Genomic DNA, 14,019 nt, shown 5'->3' on the forward strand with positions numbered 1-14,019 from the left:
CCACCCTTCCCCTCTACGGCTGGTGCATGGCCGATCCGCGCATCATCGCCGTCACGCTCGACGAACGCACGATCCTGTGGCGGTCGGCAGATATCGAGCAGGAACGGCGGATCGCGATCTTCGATCTGATCGAGGGCAACCACTTCGCACCGCAACGCGAGTATCCCGACGGCTATGCCGGGCCATACCGGATCGCGCTCGCGGTCGAGGAAGGGCGGCTCGCCATCGCGATCCACCGCGCGGACGAATCGCTGCTCGAGACTTATGTCCTCGCGATGGGCCGGTTCCGCCGCCCCATCCGGGATTATTTCGCGATCTGCGATAGTTACTACCAGGCAATCCGCAATGCGACGCCTGCGCAGATCGAAACGGTGGACATGGCGCGCCGCGGCATCCACAATGAGGCGGCAGAATTGCTGCGCGAGCGGCTGGCTGGAAAGATCGAAATCGATTTCGACACCGCCCGACGCCTCTTCACGCTGATCTGCGTCCTCCACATCAAAGCATAATATTAGGGGTAAAGTGTTGACCGTTCGCCGTTTGGGCAGACTGGTCGCGCTGTTCGCAGGTGTCGCCGTGGCACTCGGACTGGGCGCGATCGGGGCATGGGTGTATGCCATGGGCTGGAAGCCGGGCGCACCGTACACATTCCAGGGGATCGACGTCTCGGCGGTCAACGGCCCGGTCGACTGGTGGGCGGTCAAGCGCAGCGGCGCGGACTTCGCCTACCTCCGCGCAACCGTCGGCGCCGACCGGCGCGACACCCGGTTCGAGGAGAATTGGGCTGCGGTCGCAGAGACCGGGATGCGGCGCGGGGCACTGCATCGCTACTCCCTGTGCAAGCCGGCGGTCGACCAGGCGAACAACTTCAACACGACCGTGCCGCGCGCCGACGATGCGCTGCCCGCGGCGGTGGTGCTCGATTTCGCGGCCGATTGCACCGTGCGACCGGCGCCGGCGGCGGTGCTCGCGGGGCTCCGCCAATATCTCGAGATGGTCGAAGCGCACACCGGCAAGCCGGTGCTGATCAAGGTGACCAAGCCGTTCGAGTCCGCTTATGGCGTGACGGCGGCGCTGCCGCGCGGGGTCTGGGCGGTGCAGAATTACCTCGCCCCCGATTATCCGGCGCGATCATGGCGGATGTGGCAGGCCAATGCCGAACGGCGTATCGAGGGCGTCGAAACGCCAGTACATTGGGATGTCGTACGACCATGACGCAGCACGCCTCGACTGACAGCGCTACCGGCGCCGCGCTGATTGCCGCCGCTCGCGGCGCGGCGCTGAACGCGCATGCGCCCTATTCGCGCTTCGCCGTCGGCGCCGCGGTGCTGCTGGCCGATGGTCGCACGGTGACCGCCGCGAATTTCGAGAATGCCAGCTATGGCCTGTCGCTTTGCGCCGAGACGGTCGCGCTGGCGATGGTCAGCAGCGCGGGGGATCTCGCGCAAGTCATCGCGATCGGCGTGATTGGCGGAGCAATGGACGCCGCCGGACGCCCGATCGGGACGGCCCCGGTCGGCCCCTGCGGCCGGTGTCGGCAGGTCATCAACGAGGCGGCGCAGATCGGTGGGCATGACGTGACCGTCTGGTGCGGTGCGGCCGAAGGCGACGCGATCGAATGCTATCCGCTATCGGTGCTGCTGCCGCATGCCTTTGGTCCCGCTGATCTCGGCCTGGGCCCGACTCGCTAACGCACGGCTTCGGCAAACACGCGATCGACGTCGCCATGCGCGGCGCGAAGCAGGGCGTCGACCCGCTTGCGGCCGTGATAATAGAGCAATGCCGGGTGCGCGCGATGCTCGGCTTCGAGCGCCGCGGCCTGCGCATCCGACAGGCTGCCGCCGCCGCTGACGACATCGCAATAGCCCTCGCGCAGCCAGGCGGGGTACCGCAGGTCCGCCAGCAGGCCGTAGCGCGCACGGATCAGTGCATGGGTACGCTCGTGCGCAAGAACGTCCGAAAGCGCGCGACGGCCGCCGATCGCCTGCCCGTTGAAGACGAGGTCGTGCGTCGGATCGCTTCGATTGACGACGATCACGTCGCCGAACGGACGCGAAAAAGCGAACGCGCCGGACGAGCTCAACGCCAGCAACCGCCACCGCCACCCCCCATCGGTCAGGAAGATGCGCCGTCCATACCCCGGCTGGTACAGCGCACTGTGGCGCAGCATCGCATCGCTCCGCGCGAGCAGCGCCGGCATGGTGGCGGGCAGCGGCTGCTCGGCATAGAAGATGGTATCGCCAATCGCCTGCCGATGGGGGAATGCCAGGACCTCGGGCACGAGCGCGACCGTTGCGAGCACGGCCGCTGCAATCGCGATGCCTCCCTGAACCCGTCTCCACCAGCGCCGCATCGCTGCCCCCTGCCCTGCCCCGAGGCTATCCATGGTTGGCACGCCCCGCAACAACGTGCCTTGCCCACACCGCCTTTTCCGGCGAAACGCCACCACGGCCATCGCGCCCTATCGAAGGAAAGAGACGCATGTCGATCATGTCCGACCGCTGGATTCGCACGCAAGCGCTTGAGCATGGCATGATCGAGCCGTTCGTCGACGGCCAGAAGCGTGACGGGTGTATCTCCTACGGCCTGTCCTCCTACGGCTATGACGCGCGCGTTTCGGACGAATTCAAGATCTTCACCAACATCGACAGCGTGATCGTCGACCCGAAGGACTTCGCCGCGAACAGCTTCGTTGACCGCAAGACCGATTGCTGCATCATCCCGCCCAACAGCTTCGCCCTTGCGCGGACGGTCGAATATTTCCGCGTGCCGCGCGATGTGCTGGTGATCTGCCTCGGGAAGTCGACCTATGCGCGCTGCGGGATCATCGTCAACGTCACCCCGCTCGAGCCCGGGTGGGAGGGGCATGTGACGCTGGAATTCTCGAATACCACGCCCTTGCCCGCCAAGATCTACGCCAACGAGGGCGCTTGCCAGTTCCTGTTCCTCGAAGGGAACGAGCCGTGCGAGACCAGCTATGCCGACCGGGCGGGCAAATATATGGGGCAACGCGGGGTAACCCTTCCGCGCTTGTGAGCGGCAGCCCTAGCGGATCGGGGTCGGCTCTGCGGGCGCTGCTTGCACGAGTCGCGTCAGCATCGCGGGCAGCGACCGGCGCGCCGCAAGCTGCAGGGGTACCCAGGTCGCGGCGCTGACGAACTGCAGCGCGTAGCCGGGTGGCGCGGAGACGGCATAGGTCTTGCCTACCGTCCCGGGCGAATTCGGGACCTGCGTCAACGGCTTGCTCCGTTGGGCGTCGAGGCCCGCCCGAATCTCGTCCATGCCGCCGCGGCACAAGACGTCGTCGTTCGCGCGCACTGCCGTGGTCGCGGCTTCGATGTTCAGCGACGTGTTCGCAATGGTCGCGCGAGCGGCCATCGGCAGTCCGCGCAGATAGGCCAGGATCGCGCCATTCTGAGCGAACAGCTGATCAACCCGTCGCCCCGGCGCGGTCCGGTCTGCGCATTTCACGCCATCCACGACGGCGAGATCCAAGCCGTAGAGCATCACCATCGCCGCGCTCTGCTTCAATCCATCGCCCGGTGCACCGGGCACCGCGCTGCCGAGTCGCCACAGGTCGTTCATATACGCATAGGCGATGACAAAGCCCGCGCCGCCGTGAAGGTGCGCCTGCGCCCAGTTCATATCCAGGACGATCTCCGGCGCGGCCTGCGTGGCGCGCAACCTGGCGGTCAGCGCCTGCCAGTCTTGCTTACCGAGCATCGTGTCGAGCGCGGCGGCGTCCGCGGGCATGGCGCGCCCCGGGGGTGCCATTACCGGGGCGAGTTGCGCTCGCAGCGTCGCACCGTCCGTCCGCGGCGGCAGGATCGCCTGGGCCGATGCGGAGGCTGGCACGATGCCGGACCCTAACGCCAATGCTACGACTGTCCGGATACTCCAGAGCGGGACGACCCGTGCGCCGTTGGCGGTTCTGCGCTGCATTGCCACGCGATCCTTCCCCGTGATCCGTTCGTCGAGATGTCCACCGAGCATAGGGCATGGCTGCGCCGCGTGCGATACGAGCCGCGGCCGAACGCAACAAAAAAAGGGCGGCCCCGAAGGACCGCCCCGATTCGTTCGCCGTGGCGACGTTTGATCAGAATTCGCCGCGATACTGCTCGTTGCCGATGAAGCCGAGCTTCGACACGTTCGACCGCTTGATGATCGCCAGAACCTGGTCGACCTTCTCGTAGCGGGCCGCCGGATCCGGCTGGAAGTGCAGTTCCGGCTCCGGGTTCAGCTGGGTCGTCTGCGTCAGATACTGCTGCAGCGTTGCCCCGTCGGTCGGTGCGCCGTTCCACAGGACCACGCCGTCCGGCGTGATGACGATCTTGTTCTTCTGCGGGTCCACCGGCGGCTTGACCTGGTTCGGGTCGTTGATCGGCAGATCGACCTTCACCGCATGCGTCTGGATCGGGATCGTGATGATGAACATGATGAGCAGCACGAGCATGACGTCGATCAACGGCGTCGTGTTCATGTCCATCATGGGCTCGCCTTCGGCGCCGCCTGCACTGATTGCCATGCTAATTACTCCTTGGTGCTAGCGCACGCTTACGATGACGGACCGCCGGTGGGAGGCGGTTCGGAGATGAAGCCAACCTTGGCGAAGCCGGCCGACTGCATCGTGTAGATCGCGCCGCCGATGCACCGGTACGGCGTTTCCACGTCACCACGGATATGCGCCTCGGGCAGGTCCTCGGTCGTCAAGTTGGCGGCACCGCCGGCCTTGTCGACGATTTCCTTCAGCTTGTCGGTCGCGCGCTTGAGCAGCTCTTCGTGGCTCACGCGGGTCAGGCCCCAATAGACGGCACACGCGCCGCTGGGATCGCGCGTGATCGAGAGCGAGACGTTCTCGGGCTTGGTCACGGTCGGGTCGTACCGCACGTCGGGCAGCTTCAGCTTGACGCTCTGCACAATCGCCGGAACCGTGATGAGGAAGATGATCAGCAACACCAACATGACGTCCACGAGCGGGGTCGTGTTGATGTCGGACATCGGGGCGTCTTCTGCACCACCAGTACTAATCGCCATGAAAGGCCATCCTATCCGTATCAGTCAGGCCACCCGGCACGTCCGGGCGGCGAGAAAATCGGGGCCGTCCGGATGGACGGCCCCGGGTCGTCCTTAGACGCGCGTCTGAACGCCACCAGCCTGGCCGGCGGTCGTCGTTGCCGGAGCAGCCGCCTTGGTGCCACCGACCGGCGGGGTACCCTTGACGGGTGCCGCGCGCGACGCTGCCGGGCGGACTGCGCCGTCCGAAGCGAGGTAGCCCAGAACGTCGGTCGAGAACGCGCTCAGATGCTCCGCGATCGCCTTGTTGCGACGCTGCAGGAAGTTGAACGCGAGCACTGCCGGAACTGCGACGACCAGACCGAAGGCGGTCATGATCAGCGACTCACCGACCGGGCCTGCGACCTTGTCGATCGATGCCTGGCCAGCCTGGCCGATGCCGATCAGCGCGCGGTAAATACCGAGCACCGTACCGAACAGACCGACGAACGGTGCGGTTGCGCCGACCGTCGCGAGGAAGGCGAGACCGCCGCCGAGCTGCGAGTTGATCGCAGCTTCCGACCGCATCAGCGAACCGTGCAGCCAGTCATGCGCCTCGACCGGATCGGTCAGGCGGCCGTGCTGCTCCTGAGCGGCCAGGCCGTCGTCGACGATCTGCTTGTAGGCCGAGTTCTTCTCGAGCTTGGCAGCGCCCTCACGCAGCGAGTTCGAGTTCCAGAAGGTCGCGCGAACGCGACGGCCCTGGTTGATGATCTTCTGCTGCTCGAAGATCTTGGTGAACAAGATGTAGAGCGTGAAGAACAGGAAGATGGTGAGGATGGCGGCCGTCGTCCACGTGACGGGGCCGCCCTGCTTCATTGCGTTCATGAAGCCGAAATTGTCTGCGGCCGATGCTCCGGCGGCGAGGATGGTGGTCGACATTGAGGGTACTTCCTTCTCGATTATGAAGCCGCGCGACCCGCCGGGAGCCGCACGGCCGGATGATTATTCGGGCAGACGCCAGACGACGTTGCGCGATTGGCCACTGGTCCGCATCGGCGCACCGTTCTGATCCAGCGCAGGCGTGTACCGCCCACGCCGCGTCAACGCGCTGCAGGCGGCGCGATCGAGCGACGAATTGCCGCTGGACGCGACGATCGTGCAATTCTCGACACGGCCTGCCGGGCTGATGTCCCACCGAATCTTCGTCGTACCCTGGGCCTCGGCGCTCAGCGCGTCGGACGGATAGTCGTCGTTGGTGATCCAGTCGGCCGGGTTCCCCTTCGGACCAGCAGCCTTGCTGACCGTCGGCGCAGCGGGCGGCGCCGGAACGGGAACAGGCGCAGGCGCTGCAGCCCGCACCGTGATCGGTGCGGCCGGGGGCGGCGTGATGACGGTTGTGACCGGCGGCGGCGGAGCCTGCACGCGCACGATCGGCGGCGGCGACACGACCGGCGGGGTCTGCAGCTGCGGCTGTTCGGGCGGCGGGGGCGGCGGCTTGTCAGGCGGCGGGGGTGGCGGTTCGACGACGTCGAACGTGTTTAGCTTCTCGGTAACCTTCTTGATATATTTGAAGGTCAACCCGTTCACGAAGCCCCACGCAAACAGTGCGACGATGACCGAAACGATCACGATCGACACGGCGCGGCTGCCACTTGTATTGCGATCAGCGTAAGCCATTCAGAAACGAAACTCCTCTATTCCGGCACGACGGTCCAAGCCCGATCCGTAACGTCCGCTCGTTATCCGGCCTGTCATGGGTTAATGTATCCTGGACAGGCCGTAACCTCTATCGCGCCCAAAACCACGACGCAAACGCTTTGTCTCACGCAACAAACGTACAACCACTGCGTGGCAGAATTATTTCTGTTTAAAACTGGTACGGTCAGGTAACGCATCCGCATGACGAATGCTCCGAAATGGCTCATCGCCGCCACTGCCCTGACCACCGCTCCGCTCCTTGGTGCAACGCAGCAAACGCCTCTGAAACCGCTGGATTCTGCCGTTTTGCCTCAGGCCCCCGCCATACCCTATGCGGACTATGCGGACCTTGTCGTGGCGGCACCGGTGATCGTCGACGCGACCATTCGGAGCGAAGTGCGGCTCAAACCGGCCGAAGCACCGGACGTGCCACAAAACGCCGCGCGGCTGTATGTCGAGGCCGATGTCACCGCGCTGATTCGCGGAACCGGCGCCGTGCCGCCGAGAATCGGGTATACGATCGATGTGCCCCTGGATGCCCACGGTCGCCCGCCGCGCTATCGCAAGACGCGGGTCCTGCTGTTCGCCCGGGGCGTCGCCAACAACCAGGGCCAGATTCAGTTGGTCCGTTCGGATGCGCAGCGCAACTGGACCCCGGCCGCCGACGCACTGACCCGACAGATCGTCCGCGAGGTGCTCGCCCCCGACACGCCGCCGACGGTAACCGGGGTGGGCAACGCCTTCTTCACCGCGGGCGACTTGCCGGGCGACGGGGAGACTCAGATCTTCCTGATGACCGCCGACAGCCGCCCGATCTCGCTCAACGTGTTGCGGAAGGCCGGGCAACCGCCCCGCTGGTCGGTGGCACTGACCGAAGTCGTCGACCAGGCAGCCCCGCCGCCTGCGGCCCGAACCTTGCTATGGTATCGCCTCGCCTGCAGCCTTCCCGCAACGCTGCCCGACACCGCGCTGCACGGCAGCGAGGGCGACAATGCGATCGTGCGCGAGGACTATGCCACCATCCTCAGCGGCCTGGGCGCCTGCGATCGGACCGCCGTGATGGGGGGACGATAGCACAGACGGGAGCCGGGAACGTCCTGACCACGTCCTAATCGGACGCCCCGGCCATGCTCAACGCCGATCGAACCGACCGCTGGCGCTCAAACGACCCGCAGGTACTGGCCCGTCGTCGACTGCGCGACCGCAAGGTAGGACGCAGCGGCGACGACCCGTTCTTCCGCCGCCCCTTCCGCGACGTCGACCGCCGCGATCCGGACCGGGGCCAAGGCGACCGCCAAGGGTCCCAGCGCAGCCAGCAGCATGGCCCGGTCGATGGCGGCGACGCCCGGCTCGATCAGCAGCACGACCGTATTGCCCTGCCCTGCCGCGCGGAGCGCCGCGATCACGTCGGTCGTGCGCGATGCCGCCGTCGCCACGACCAGAGCGGCGTGCGGACCGACCGCCGCGGCGACCGCCTTGCTCAGCATCCGCCGATCATCGCCGGTGTCGGGTCAGCGTGATCCCGATCGATTCCCCCGCCTCGGCAATCGCGAGCTTGACGATCGTCACCTCGACCCGCGTCACGCGCGTGTCCTGCAGGAACAGCGTCTCGCAGATGTGATCGGCCACGGCCTCGATCAGCGTGAAATGGACTCCTTCCGGCAAGGCCGTCGTCGCGGCATGCTTGAGGTCCAGATAATTCTTCGAAGCGCCGAGCGGGGTATCCGGCTCGTAGCGCTCGGGCACCGTCAGATCGACCGTCAGCGAGATCCGCAGCGGCTGCGGCAAATGGGTTTCCTCGGAATAAATGCCGGTCAGCACCTGCACTTCGAGGTCGTGCACATTCAGTGTCAGTCGGTCGTCCAAGGCGAGCCCTTCAATCGGTACAGGCGCGCGCCATAGCAGATCGGTGGCGCAGGGGAACCGCCCTCACGCCGTCGCGCTGGGCCGGGCCGACGCCGCCGCATGCCACCGCCGCAGGTGCGCCGCCCCATCCGGCACCGCCAGCTTCGCCGCCTTGGCGAAATCGACCGTCACCAGGGCCGTGATGTCCGCGAAGCTATAGGAATCGGTCGCGATCCAAGACCGCCCCGCGAGGTGCGCGTCGAGCGCGCGTACGAACGTATCCCACAGGATGTGCCCGCGCTCGGCCAGTTCCGGGATCTGCGGGATCGCCGGCCACTTCCCCGCCACACCCCGGTCGCGAAAGGCCTCCCGCTGGTTGCGCAGGACATAGACGACGCCGGCATAGCCCTCCGCCTCGATCCTTCGGGTCCAGCCCTCGATCCGCGCAACGTCGAGCGCCGTTTCGCCGAATAGCGCGGATAGCGCGCCGAGCGCTTCGAAATAGCGACAGATGGCCGCGGATTCGCACAGGATCTCGCCGTCGTCGAGTTGCAGCGCTGGAACCACGCCGCGCGGGTTGAGCTTCAGGTACGCCTCGCCCAGCTGTTCGTCGCGGCGCAAGTCGATGCGTTCCCGATCGACCGTAATCTGTTTCTCCGCCAAGTAGATGCGTACCCGCCGCGGGCTTGGCGCCCAATCCGCATCGAAGAGTTTCATCGTCGGGACTCCTTCTTTCTTGCGTTCGGCGGAGTGAAGGCTAAAGCGCGCAGCCCCGCCGGTCCATCCGGGACTGTGCGTCGGCGAGGACGTGCCCGTGGTCAACTCCGTGATCGACATCGTGCCGATTGCCGACATCGCGCCCGACCGGATCGAGCACCTGCTCGATCAGGCGTTCGGCCCGGCGCGTCACGGCCGCACCGCCTATCGCATCCGCGAAGGCATGGCGGCGATACCGACCCTCAGTTTCGCTGCGTGCGATCGCGGCGCGCTGATCGGCACGATCCAGTGCTGGCCGATCCGCTTCGTCGGGGACGACGGCGTTGACGTGGACATGGTACAGATCGGTCCGGTCGCGGTCGATCCCGCGCGCCAGCAAGCCGGCATCGGGCGGACGCTCACTGCGCACGCCCTGGAGCGGGCAGCGCAATCCGGGCTGGCCGATGCGCTGACGCTGATCGGCGATCCCGAATATTATGGCCGGTTCTTCGGCTTCGATGCGCGCCGGACTGCCCTGTGGCGAGTCCCCGGCCCGGTCGAGCCGCATCGTCTGCTGGCGCGCGGCGCGGCCGTTCCGGCCCGTGCGGGGCTGCTTGGACCGAGGATTCCCGCGCTCGCCTGATCGGGGAATGCGGCGTGCCGTCCCGGCACCGCTTTACGCACCGGCTGCGCTGTCCTACCGCCTGCGCCATGCCCATGGAGCCGATCCCCGACCTCGCATCCCTCTCGCTCGCCGACATCGCGCGGTTGGCCGAGGAGCACAAACTTCCGCCCGTCGACCGTTGGAACCCGACCCATTGCGGTGACAGCGAAATGCGCATCGCCCGCGATGGCACGTGGTTTCATCAGGGATCGCCGATCGGGCGGCCCGCGATGGTGCGGCTGTTCTCGACGATTCTGCGACGCGAACCGGATGGCGGCTACGTCCTCGTCACGCCGGTCGAGAAGCTCGACATCGTCGTCGAGGATGCGCCGTTCGTTGCCGTCGAGATGAAGGCCGAGCGTGCCGGCAAGGACGCCGTGCTCGCGTTCCGGCTCAACACTGGCGACATCGTCACCGCTGACGCCGAGCATCCGCTGCGCTTCGAACCCCGCGACGATGGGCCGCGCCCCTATCTGCGCGTGCGGAACGACCTCGACGCAGTGGTCGCGCGATCGGTCTATTATGATCTGGCGCAACGCGCGATCGACGGTGCCGACACCCCGCCCGGCGTTTGGAGCGCCGGCAGTTTCTTTCCAATCGAGCCTGAAGCATGACCCTTATCGATCGATTGCGCCACGCGCTTGAATTCGGCCCGGCCGAAGACGCCGTGCTGTTGACCGGTGATCATGTCGACACCGATCCGCTTCCCTCCGCCCTATCGCAGGCGGCGGTGCTGGTTCCGGTCACCGATCGACCCGAACCCGGTGTCATCCTGACGCGACGCACCGATACGATGAGCCGCCACGCGGGCCAGGTCGCCTTTCCCGGCGGCAGGATCGATCCCGACGACACCGATGCGATCGCGGCCGCCCTGCGCGAAGCCGAGGAAGAAATCGCCCTGCCCCGCGACGCGGTTCATGTCGTCGGCGTGGCGGACCGGTATCGCACGGTGACGGGGTTCGAGGTGACCCCGGTGATCGGCGTCGTGCCGCCCGATCTGGTCTTCACCCCCAATGCCGCCGAAGTCGCCGCCGTGTTCGAGGTGCCGCTCGGCTTCCTGCTCGATTCGGGCAACCACATCGAGGCGAGCGTCGAGTGGCAGGGGCGCAACCGGCATTATTACGAGATCCTCTGGGGCGAGCACCGGATCTGGGGTGCGACCGCGGCGATGATCGTCAATCTGTCGCGTCGGCTGCGATGGAACGCGTGACGCTGCCCGCCGCTGCCTGGCGGGAACGGGCGGACCTGATCGAACTCTGCCGCGTCCTCGGGGCCGACACCGGCACAACGCGGGTGGTCGGCGGGGCGGTGCGCGATACGTTGCTGGCCGGTGCGGTCTCCGACATCGACCTCGCGACGCGCCACGCCCCGGAAGACGTACTGTCGCTGCTGCAACGCGCACGGATCAAGGCGGTGCCGACCGGCCTCGCGCACGGTACGATCACCGCGGTGCTCGCCGATGGACCAGTCGAGGTGACGACGCTGCGCCGCGACCTGACGACCGATGGCCGGCACGCCGTGGTCGCCTTTACCGACGACTGGCGCGAGGACGCCGCGCGGCGCGACTTTACGATCAACGCGCTCTATGCCGATCCGATCACGGGCGAACTGTTCGATTATTTCGGCGGGATCGACGATCTCGCGGCCGGACGCGTGCGCTTCATCGGCGATCCGCTGCAGCGAATCGCGGAGGATCACCTGCGGATCCTGCGCTTCTTCCGCTTCCACGCGCGCTTCGGCGAGGTTGCCGACGCCGACGGGCTGGCCGCCTGCACGTCGCGCGCGAACGACCTGATGGCGTTGTCGCGCGAACGGATCGCGGCGGAACTGCTCAAGCTGCTGGTCGCCCCCGGCGCGGTCCCCACGCTGACCCTGATGATCGCGCACGGCATCCTGCTGCCGGTGTTGCCCGAGATCACGCAGGCCGGCGTTACCCGGCTTAACGAGGTGGCGGGCTATGAAACGGCGGCGGCGATCGCCCCCGATCCGTTGCGCCGGCTGGCGGCGCTGCTCCCGCGCGATCCCGCGCTGGGCGAAGCGATCGCCAACCGCCTCAAGCTGTCGAACGCGCAACGCAAGCGGATCATGTCGGCGCTCGGCGAACCGGGGGGCACCCCGCCCGCGCTGGCCTATCGCCTCGGGCGCGACGGTGCGCTCGACCGCTGGCTGCTGACGACGACTGGAAGCGCGGCGGTGACCGGCGCGCAGGCGATCGCAGAGTTCGTCATTCCGACCTTCCCGCTGACGGGCGGCGCCCTGGTTCAACGGGGAGTCGGCAAGGGGCCCGACGTGGCCCGGATGCTGCGGCAGGTCGAGGACGCTTGGATCGCGGCGGGTTTTCCGGATGCGGATCGCACCGCGCAGCTGGCCGACGCCGCGGTCGATCAGTGGCGGCGGTCGACCAGCATCGCATAGGCGGCATCCGCCTCCAGCGGACGCGCGAAGAAATACCCCTGGCCAAAGCTGCACCCCAGGGCCGCAAGCGTCTGGGACAGTTCGACCGTCTCGATCCCCTCGGCGGTGGTCTGCATCCCGAGGGCCTGGGCCAGGCTCAGGATGGCGCGGACGATCGCGATCTTGTCGCGGTCGGCGAGCATCCCGGTCACGAAGCTGCGATCGATCTTGAGCACGTCGATCGGCAGTTTCTGGAGATAGGCGAGGTTCGAATAGCCCGTCCCGAAATCGTCCATCGCGATCGTGGTGCCGAGCGCCTTCAGCGCATGCATGATCCCGGCGATCCGGTCCGGGTCGCTGACCAGCGCGCTTTCGGTGAGTTCCAGGGTGAACCGTTGCCCGCTCAAGCCGTTGCAATCGAGCGCCGCCTGCACCACGGGCGCGATCGTATCGCGCTGCAACTGGATTGCCGACAGGTTGACCGCGAGCTTTACCCCGCAGTCGCCGCCGAGCCGCGCATCCCAGCCCGCCAGCGTCGCCGCCGCCTCCTGGATCGCCCACCGCCCGAGCGGCACGATCAGCCCGGATTCCTCGGCGACCGGGATGAAATCGTTCGGCGAATATTCCGTCCCCTGTTCGTCGCGCCAGCGCGCGAGCGATTCGAACGCGACCAGCCGCCCCGTCGCGAGATCGACGATCGGCTGATAGCACAAGCGCAGCTGGCCGCGCTCGATCGCGCGACGCAGCGCGGTCTCGATCCCGAACTGTTCGCGGGCGATGTCGAAGGCCTGGGTCTGATAGGCTTCCGATTTTCCCGTCACCTTGGATCGCTTGACCGCGAATTGCGCGTGGCGGATCAGTTCCTCGGCATCGTCGATCTCGGCCGCCCCAAAGGCGATGCCGATCGAGCAGGCGACCCGGATCTCGAAGTCGGACAATCGGAACGGCGTGGCGAGCGCGCCGAAGATGCGTTTTGAAACCTGCTCCGCATCGATCGCGCCGTCCTCCAGCGTCAGCAGGATCGCGAATTCGTCGCCGCCGGTGCGGGCCAGCACGTCCTGCGCACGCAATGCCCCCTTGAGGCGGCGAGCGACGGTGATCAGCAGTTCATCCCCCGCCATCGATCCGAGGCAGGCGTTGACGCGGCTGAAGCGATCCAGGTCGATGACCAGCACCGCATAGCGGTCGCGCTTGAGCGGGTCCTCGATCAGCATTTCGAGCCGGTCGCTGAACCCGGCCCGGTTCGGCAGGCCGGTCAGGCTGTCCGTCAGCATCTCCCGGCGTAGATTGTGTTCGGTCCGCAGTTCGGCGGTCTGGTCCACCAGCGTCAGAATGCAGCGTTGTTCGGGGTTGCGGATCAGCCGCGCCAGCGTCGCCTGGTAATGACGACCGTCGACGACGTCGCCGAAGTCGATCCGGAATTCCGCACGCAGCGATTCGCCGCGGATGAACGCGACGATCTGCGGCTCGATCTGCGCGATCAGCGACGGGCGCCGTTCGGCCGGCCCCAGACCCGCGGCATCGAACGCGCTGTTGGATGCCTCGACCCGTACACCGCCGGGCCCGAGGACGACGAGCACCGCCGGAATCGGCAACAGATCGATCGCGCGCGACACCAGCATGACCGACAAGGCATTGTTGTCCATCGCGATCAGCGCACCGACCACGGGATCTTCCACCAAGACAGGATGAGTCCTGAGCGCCATTGGGATCGTGCTAGGGCCGAA

General features: G+C 66.8%; 19 protein-coding genes. 9 read left to right on the forward strand and 10 right to left on the reverse strand.

Annotated elements, in window-relative coordinates:
- Positions 1-26 precede the first annotated feature (26 nt).
- The 3 genes from L8G49_RS03255 to L8G49_RS03265 are packed head-to-tail and all read left to right on the forward strand — an operon-like array spanning position 27 to position 1,691.
- The gene (locus tag L8G49_RS03255) at positions 27-509 is read left to right on the forward strand and encodes a UPF0262 family protein (protein WP_242137589.1); all 483 of its coding nucleotides are present in this window, start codon (positions 27-29) and stop codon (positions 507-509) included.
- Positions 510-525: 16 nt separating this feature from the next.
- Positions 526-1,215 carry a GH25 family lysozyme gene (locus L8G49_RS03260; RefSeq protein WP_242182416.1) on the forward strand — a complete coding sequence of 230 codons (690 nt, stop codon included), beginning with the start codon at positions 526-528 and terminating at the stop codon, positions 1,213-1,215.
- The gene (locus L8G49_RS03265; RefSeq protein WP_242137591.1) at positions 1,212-1,691 is read left to right on the forward strand and encodes a cytidine deaminase; all 480 of its coding nucleotides are present in this window, start codon (positions 1,212-1,214) and stop codon (positions 1,689-1,691) included. Before L8G49_RS03260 ends, L8G49_RS03265 begins: the two co-directional genes overlap by 4 nt.
- On the opposite strand, the gene L8G49_RS03270 is transcribed toward L8G49_RS03265, so the two are convergent.
- A complete protein-coding gene (locus L8G49_RS03270; RefSeq protein WP_242182417.1) occupies positions 1,688-2,386 on the reverse strand; it encodes a hypothetical protein in 699 nt (232 codons plus the stop codon). The two genes, L8G49_RS03265 and L8G49_RS03270, sit on opposite strands and share 4 nt — an antisense overlap.
- Positions 2,387-2,481: 95 nt before the next feature.
- Between L8G49_RS03270 and dcd the strand changes: the two genes are divergently transcribed.
- Positions 2,482-3,036, forward strand: a complete 555-nt coding sequence (dcd, locus tag L8G49_RS03275) for a dCTP deaminase (protein WP_242137593.1) — start codon at positions 2,482-2,484, stop codon at positions 3,034-3,036.
- 9 nt (positions 3,037-3,045) lie between these two features.
- Here the strand turns inward: dcd and L8G49_RS03280 are convergent, their stop codons facing one another.
- The 5 genes from L8G49_RS03280 to L8G49_RS03300 form a co-directional block, all read right to left on the reverse strand.
- Positions 3,046-3,942, reverse strand: a complete 897-nt coding sequence (locus L8G49_RS03280; protein WP_242182420.1) for a hypothetical protein — start codon at positions 3,940-3,942, stop codon at positions 3,046-3,048.
- A 154-nt stretch (positions 3,943-4,096) separates the two neighbouring features.
- On the reverse strand, positions 4,097-4,525 hold the full coding sequence (locus L8G49_RS03285; protein ID WP_242137595.1) for a biopolymer transporter ExbD: 429 nt from the start codon (positions 4,523-4,525) through the stop codon (positions 4,097-4,099).
- Between the two features lie 29 nt (positions 4,526-4,554).
- The gene (locus L8G49_RS03290) at positions 4,555-5,034 is read right to left on the reverse strand and encodes a biopolymer transporter ExbD (RefSeq protein ID WP_242137596.1); all 480 of its coding nucleotides are present in this window, start codon (positions 5,032-5,034) and stop codon (positions 4,555-4,557) included.
- 93 nt (positions 5,035-5,127) lie between these two features.
- Positions 5,128-5,934: a MotA/TolQ/ExbB proton channel family protein gene (locus tag L8G49_RS03295; RefSeq protein WP_242137597.1), complete on the reverse strand. Its 807-nt coding sequence runs from the start codon at positions 5,932-5,934 to the stop codon at positions 5,128-5,130.
- Between the two features lie 63 nt (positions 5,935-5,997).
- The gene (locus L8G49_RS03300) at positions 5,998-6,672 is read right to left on the reverse strand and encodes an energy transducer TonB (RefSeq protein WP_029623784.1); all 675 of its coding nucleotides are present in this window, start codon (positions 6,670-6,672) and stop codon (positions 5,998-6,000) included.
- A gap of 222 nt (positions 6,673-6,894) precedes the next feature.
- Here L8G49_RS03300 and L8G49_RS03305 point away from each other — a divergent pair, with 222 nt between their 5' ends.
- Entirely contained in the window at positions 6,895-7,767 is an 873-nt protein-coding gene (locus tag L8G49_RS03305) for a hypothetical protein (RefSeq protein WP_242182422.1), read from the forward strand.
- Between the two features lie 86 nt (positions 7,768-7,853).
- On the opposite strand, the gene L8G49_RS03310 is transcribed toward L8G49_RS03305, so the two are convergent.
- The 3 genes from L8G49_RS03310 to L8G49_RS03320 all read right to left on the reverse strand — a co-directional run bounded on the left by L8G49_RS03310 (position 7,854) and on the right by L8G49_RS03320 (position 9,255).
- Positions 7,854-8,180 carry a Rossmann fold domain-containing protein gene (locus L8G49_RS03310; protein WP_242182424.1) on the reverse strand — a complete coding sequence of 109 codons (327 nt, stop codon included), beginning with the start codon at positions 8,178-8,180 and terminating at the stop codon, positions 7,854-7,856.
- A gap of 7 nt (positions 8,181-8,187) precedes the next feature.
- A complete protein-coding gene (locus L8G49_RS03315; RefSeq protein WP_242137600.1) occupies positions 8,188-8,559 on the reverse strand; it encodes a dihydroneopterin aldolase in 372 nt (123 codons plus the stop codon).
- A gap of 63 nt (positions 8,560-8,622) precedes the next feature.
- Positions 8,623-9,255 carry a glutathione S-transferase gene (locus tag L8G49_RS03320; RefSeq protein ID WP_242137601.1) on the reverse strand — a complete coding sequence of 211 codons (633 nt, stop codon included), beginning with the start codon at positions 9,253-9,255 and terminating at the stop codon, positions 8,623-8,625.
- Positions 9,256-9,364: 109 nt separating this feature from the next.
- Here L8G49_RS03320 and L8G49_RS03325 point away from each other — a divergent pair, with 109 nt between their 5' ends.
- The 4 genes from L8G49_RS03325 (at position 9,365) to L8G49_RS03340 (ending at position 12,313) form a co-directional block, all read left to right on the forward strand.
- Entirely contained in the window at positions 9,365-9,877 is a 513-nt protein-coding gene (locus L8G49_RS03325) for an N-acetyltransferase (RefSeq protein WP_242182834.1), read from the forward strand.
- Positions 9,878-9,951: 74 nt separating this feature from the next.
- Positions 9,952-10,512, forward strand: a complete 561-nt coding sequence (locus tag L8G49_RS03330; protein WP_242182836.1) for a DUF1285 domain-containing protein — start codon at positions 9,952-9,954, stop codon at positions 10,510-10,512.
- Positions 10,509-11,108 carry a CoA pyrophosphatase gene (locus tag L8G49_RS03335; protein WP_242182426.1) on the forward strand — a complete coding sequence of 200 codons (600 nt, stop codon included), beginning with the start codon at positions 10,509-10,511 and terminating at the stop codon, positions 11,106-11,108. Before L8G49_RS03330 ends, L8G49_RS03335 begins: the two co-directional genes overlap by 4 nt.
- A complete protein-coding gene (locus L8G49_RS03340; RefSeq protein WP_242182427.1) occupies positions 11,096-12,313 on the forward strand; it encodes a CCA tRNA nucleotidyltransferase in 1,218 nt (405 codons plus the stop codon). Before L8G49_RS03335 ends, L8G49_RS03340 begins: the two co-directional genes overlap by 13 nt.
- On the opposite strand, the gene L8G49_RS03345 is transcribed toward L8G49_RS03340, so the two are convergent.
- Complete coding sequence (locus tag L8G49_RS03345; RefSeq protein ID WP_242137605.1) at positions 12,283-13,974, reverse strand: bifunctional diguanylate cyclase/phosphodiesterase; 1,692 nt, start codon at positions 13,972-13,974, stop codon at positions 12,283-12,285. The two genes, L8G49_RS03340 and L8G49_RS03345, sit on opposite strands and share 31 nt — an antisense overlap.
- Between the last annotated feature and the right edge of the window lie 45 nt (positions 13,975-14,019).

Source organism: Sphingomonas sp. CARO-RG-8B-R24-01 (assembly GCF_022662295.1).
In the GTDB taxonomy this organism is placed as follows: Bacteria; Pseudomonadota; Alphaproteobacteria; order Sphingomonadales; family Sphingomonadaceae; genus Sphingomonas.

Excerpts from the sequence above, each read along its gene's own strand:
- L8G49_RS03295 (WP_242137597.1), bottom strand. The coding sequence starts at position 5,934 with ATGTCGACCACCATCCTCGCCGCCGGAGCATCGGCCGCAGACAATTTC.
- L8G49_RS03285 (WP_242137595.1), bottom strand. The coding sequence starts at position 4,525 with ATGGCAATCAGTGCAGGCGGCGCCGAAGGCGAGCCCATGATGGACATG.
- L8G49_RS03340 (WP_242182427.1), top strand. The coding sequence starts at position 11,096 with ATGGAACGCGTGACGCTGCCCGCCGCTGCCTGGCGGGAACGGGCGGAC.
- L8G49_RS03335 (WP_242182426.1), top strand. The coding sequence starts at position 10,509 with ATGACCCTTATCGATCGATTGCGCCACGCGCTTGAATTCGGCCCGGCC.
- L8G49_RS03290 (WP_242137596.1), bottom strand. The coding sequence starts at position 5,034 with ATGGCGATTAGTACTGGTGGTGCAGAAGACGCCCCGATGTCCGACATC.
- L8G49_RS03255 (WP_242137589.1), top strand. The coding sequence starts at position 27 with ATGGCCGATCCGCGCATCATCGCCGTCACGCTCGACGAACGCACGATC.
- L8G49_RS03270 (WP_242182417.1), bottom strand. The coding sequence starts at position 2,386 with ATGGATAGCCTCGGGGCAGGGCAGGGGGCAGCGATGCGGCGCTGGTGG.
- L8G49_RS03305 (WP_242182422.1), top strand. The coding sequence starts at position 6,895 with ATGACGAATGCTCCGAAATGGCTCATCGCCGCCACTGCCCTGACCACC.
- dcd (WP_242137593.1), top strand. The coding sequence starts at position 2,482 with ATGTCGATCATGTCCGACCGCTGGATTCGCACGCAAGCGCTTGAGCAT.
- L8G49_RS03300 (WP_029623784.1), bottom strand. The coding sequence starts at position 6,672 with ATGGCTTACGCTGATCGCAATACAAGTGGCAGCCGCGCCGTGTCGATC.
- L8G49_RS03265 (WP_242137591.1), top strand. The coding sequence starts at position 1,212 with ATGACGCAGCACGCCTCGACTGACAGCGCTACCGGCGCCGCGCTGATT.
- L8G49_RS03310 (WP_242182424.1), bottom strand. The coding sequence starts at position 8,180 with ATGCTGAGCAAGGCGGTCGCCGCGGCGGTCGGTCCGCACGCCGCTCTG.
- L8G49_RS03280 (WP_242182420.1), bottom strand. The coding sequence starts at position 3,942 with ATGCAGCGCAGAACCGCCAACGGCGCACGGGTCGTCCCGCTCTGGAGT.
- L8G49_RS03330 (WP_242182836.1), top strand. The coding sequence starts at position 9,952 with ATGGAGCCGATCCCCGACCTCGCATCCCTCTCGCTCGCCGACATCGCG.
- L8G49_RS03320 (WP_242137601.1), bottom strand. The coding sequence starts at position 9,255 with ATGAAACTCTTCGATGCGGATTGGGCGCCAAGCCCGCGGCGGGTACGC.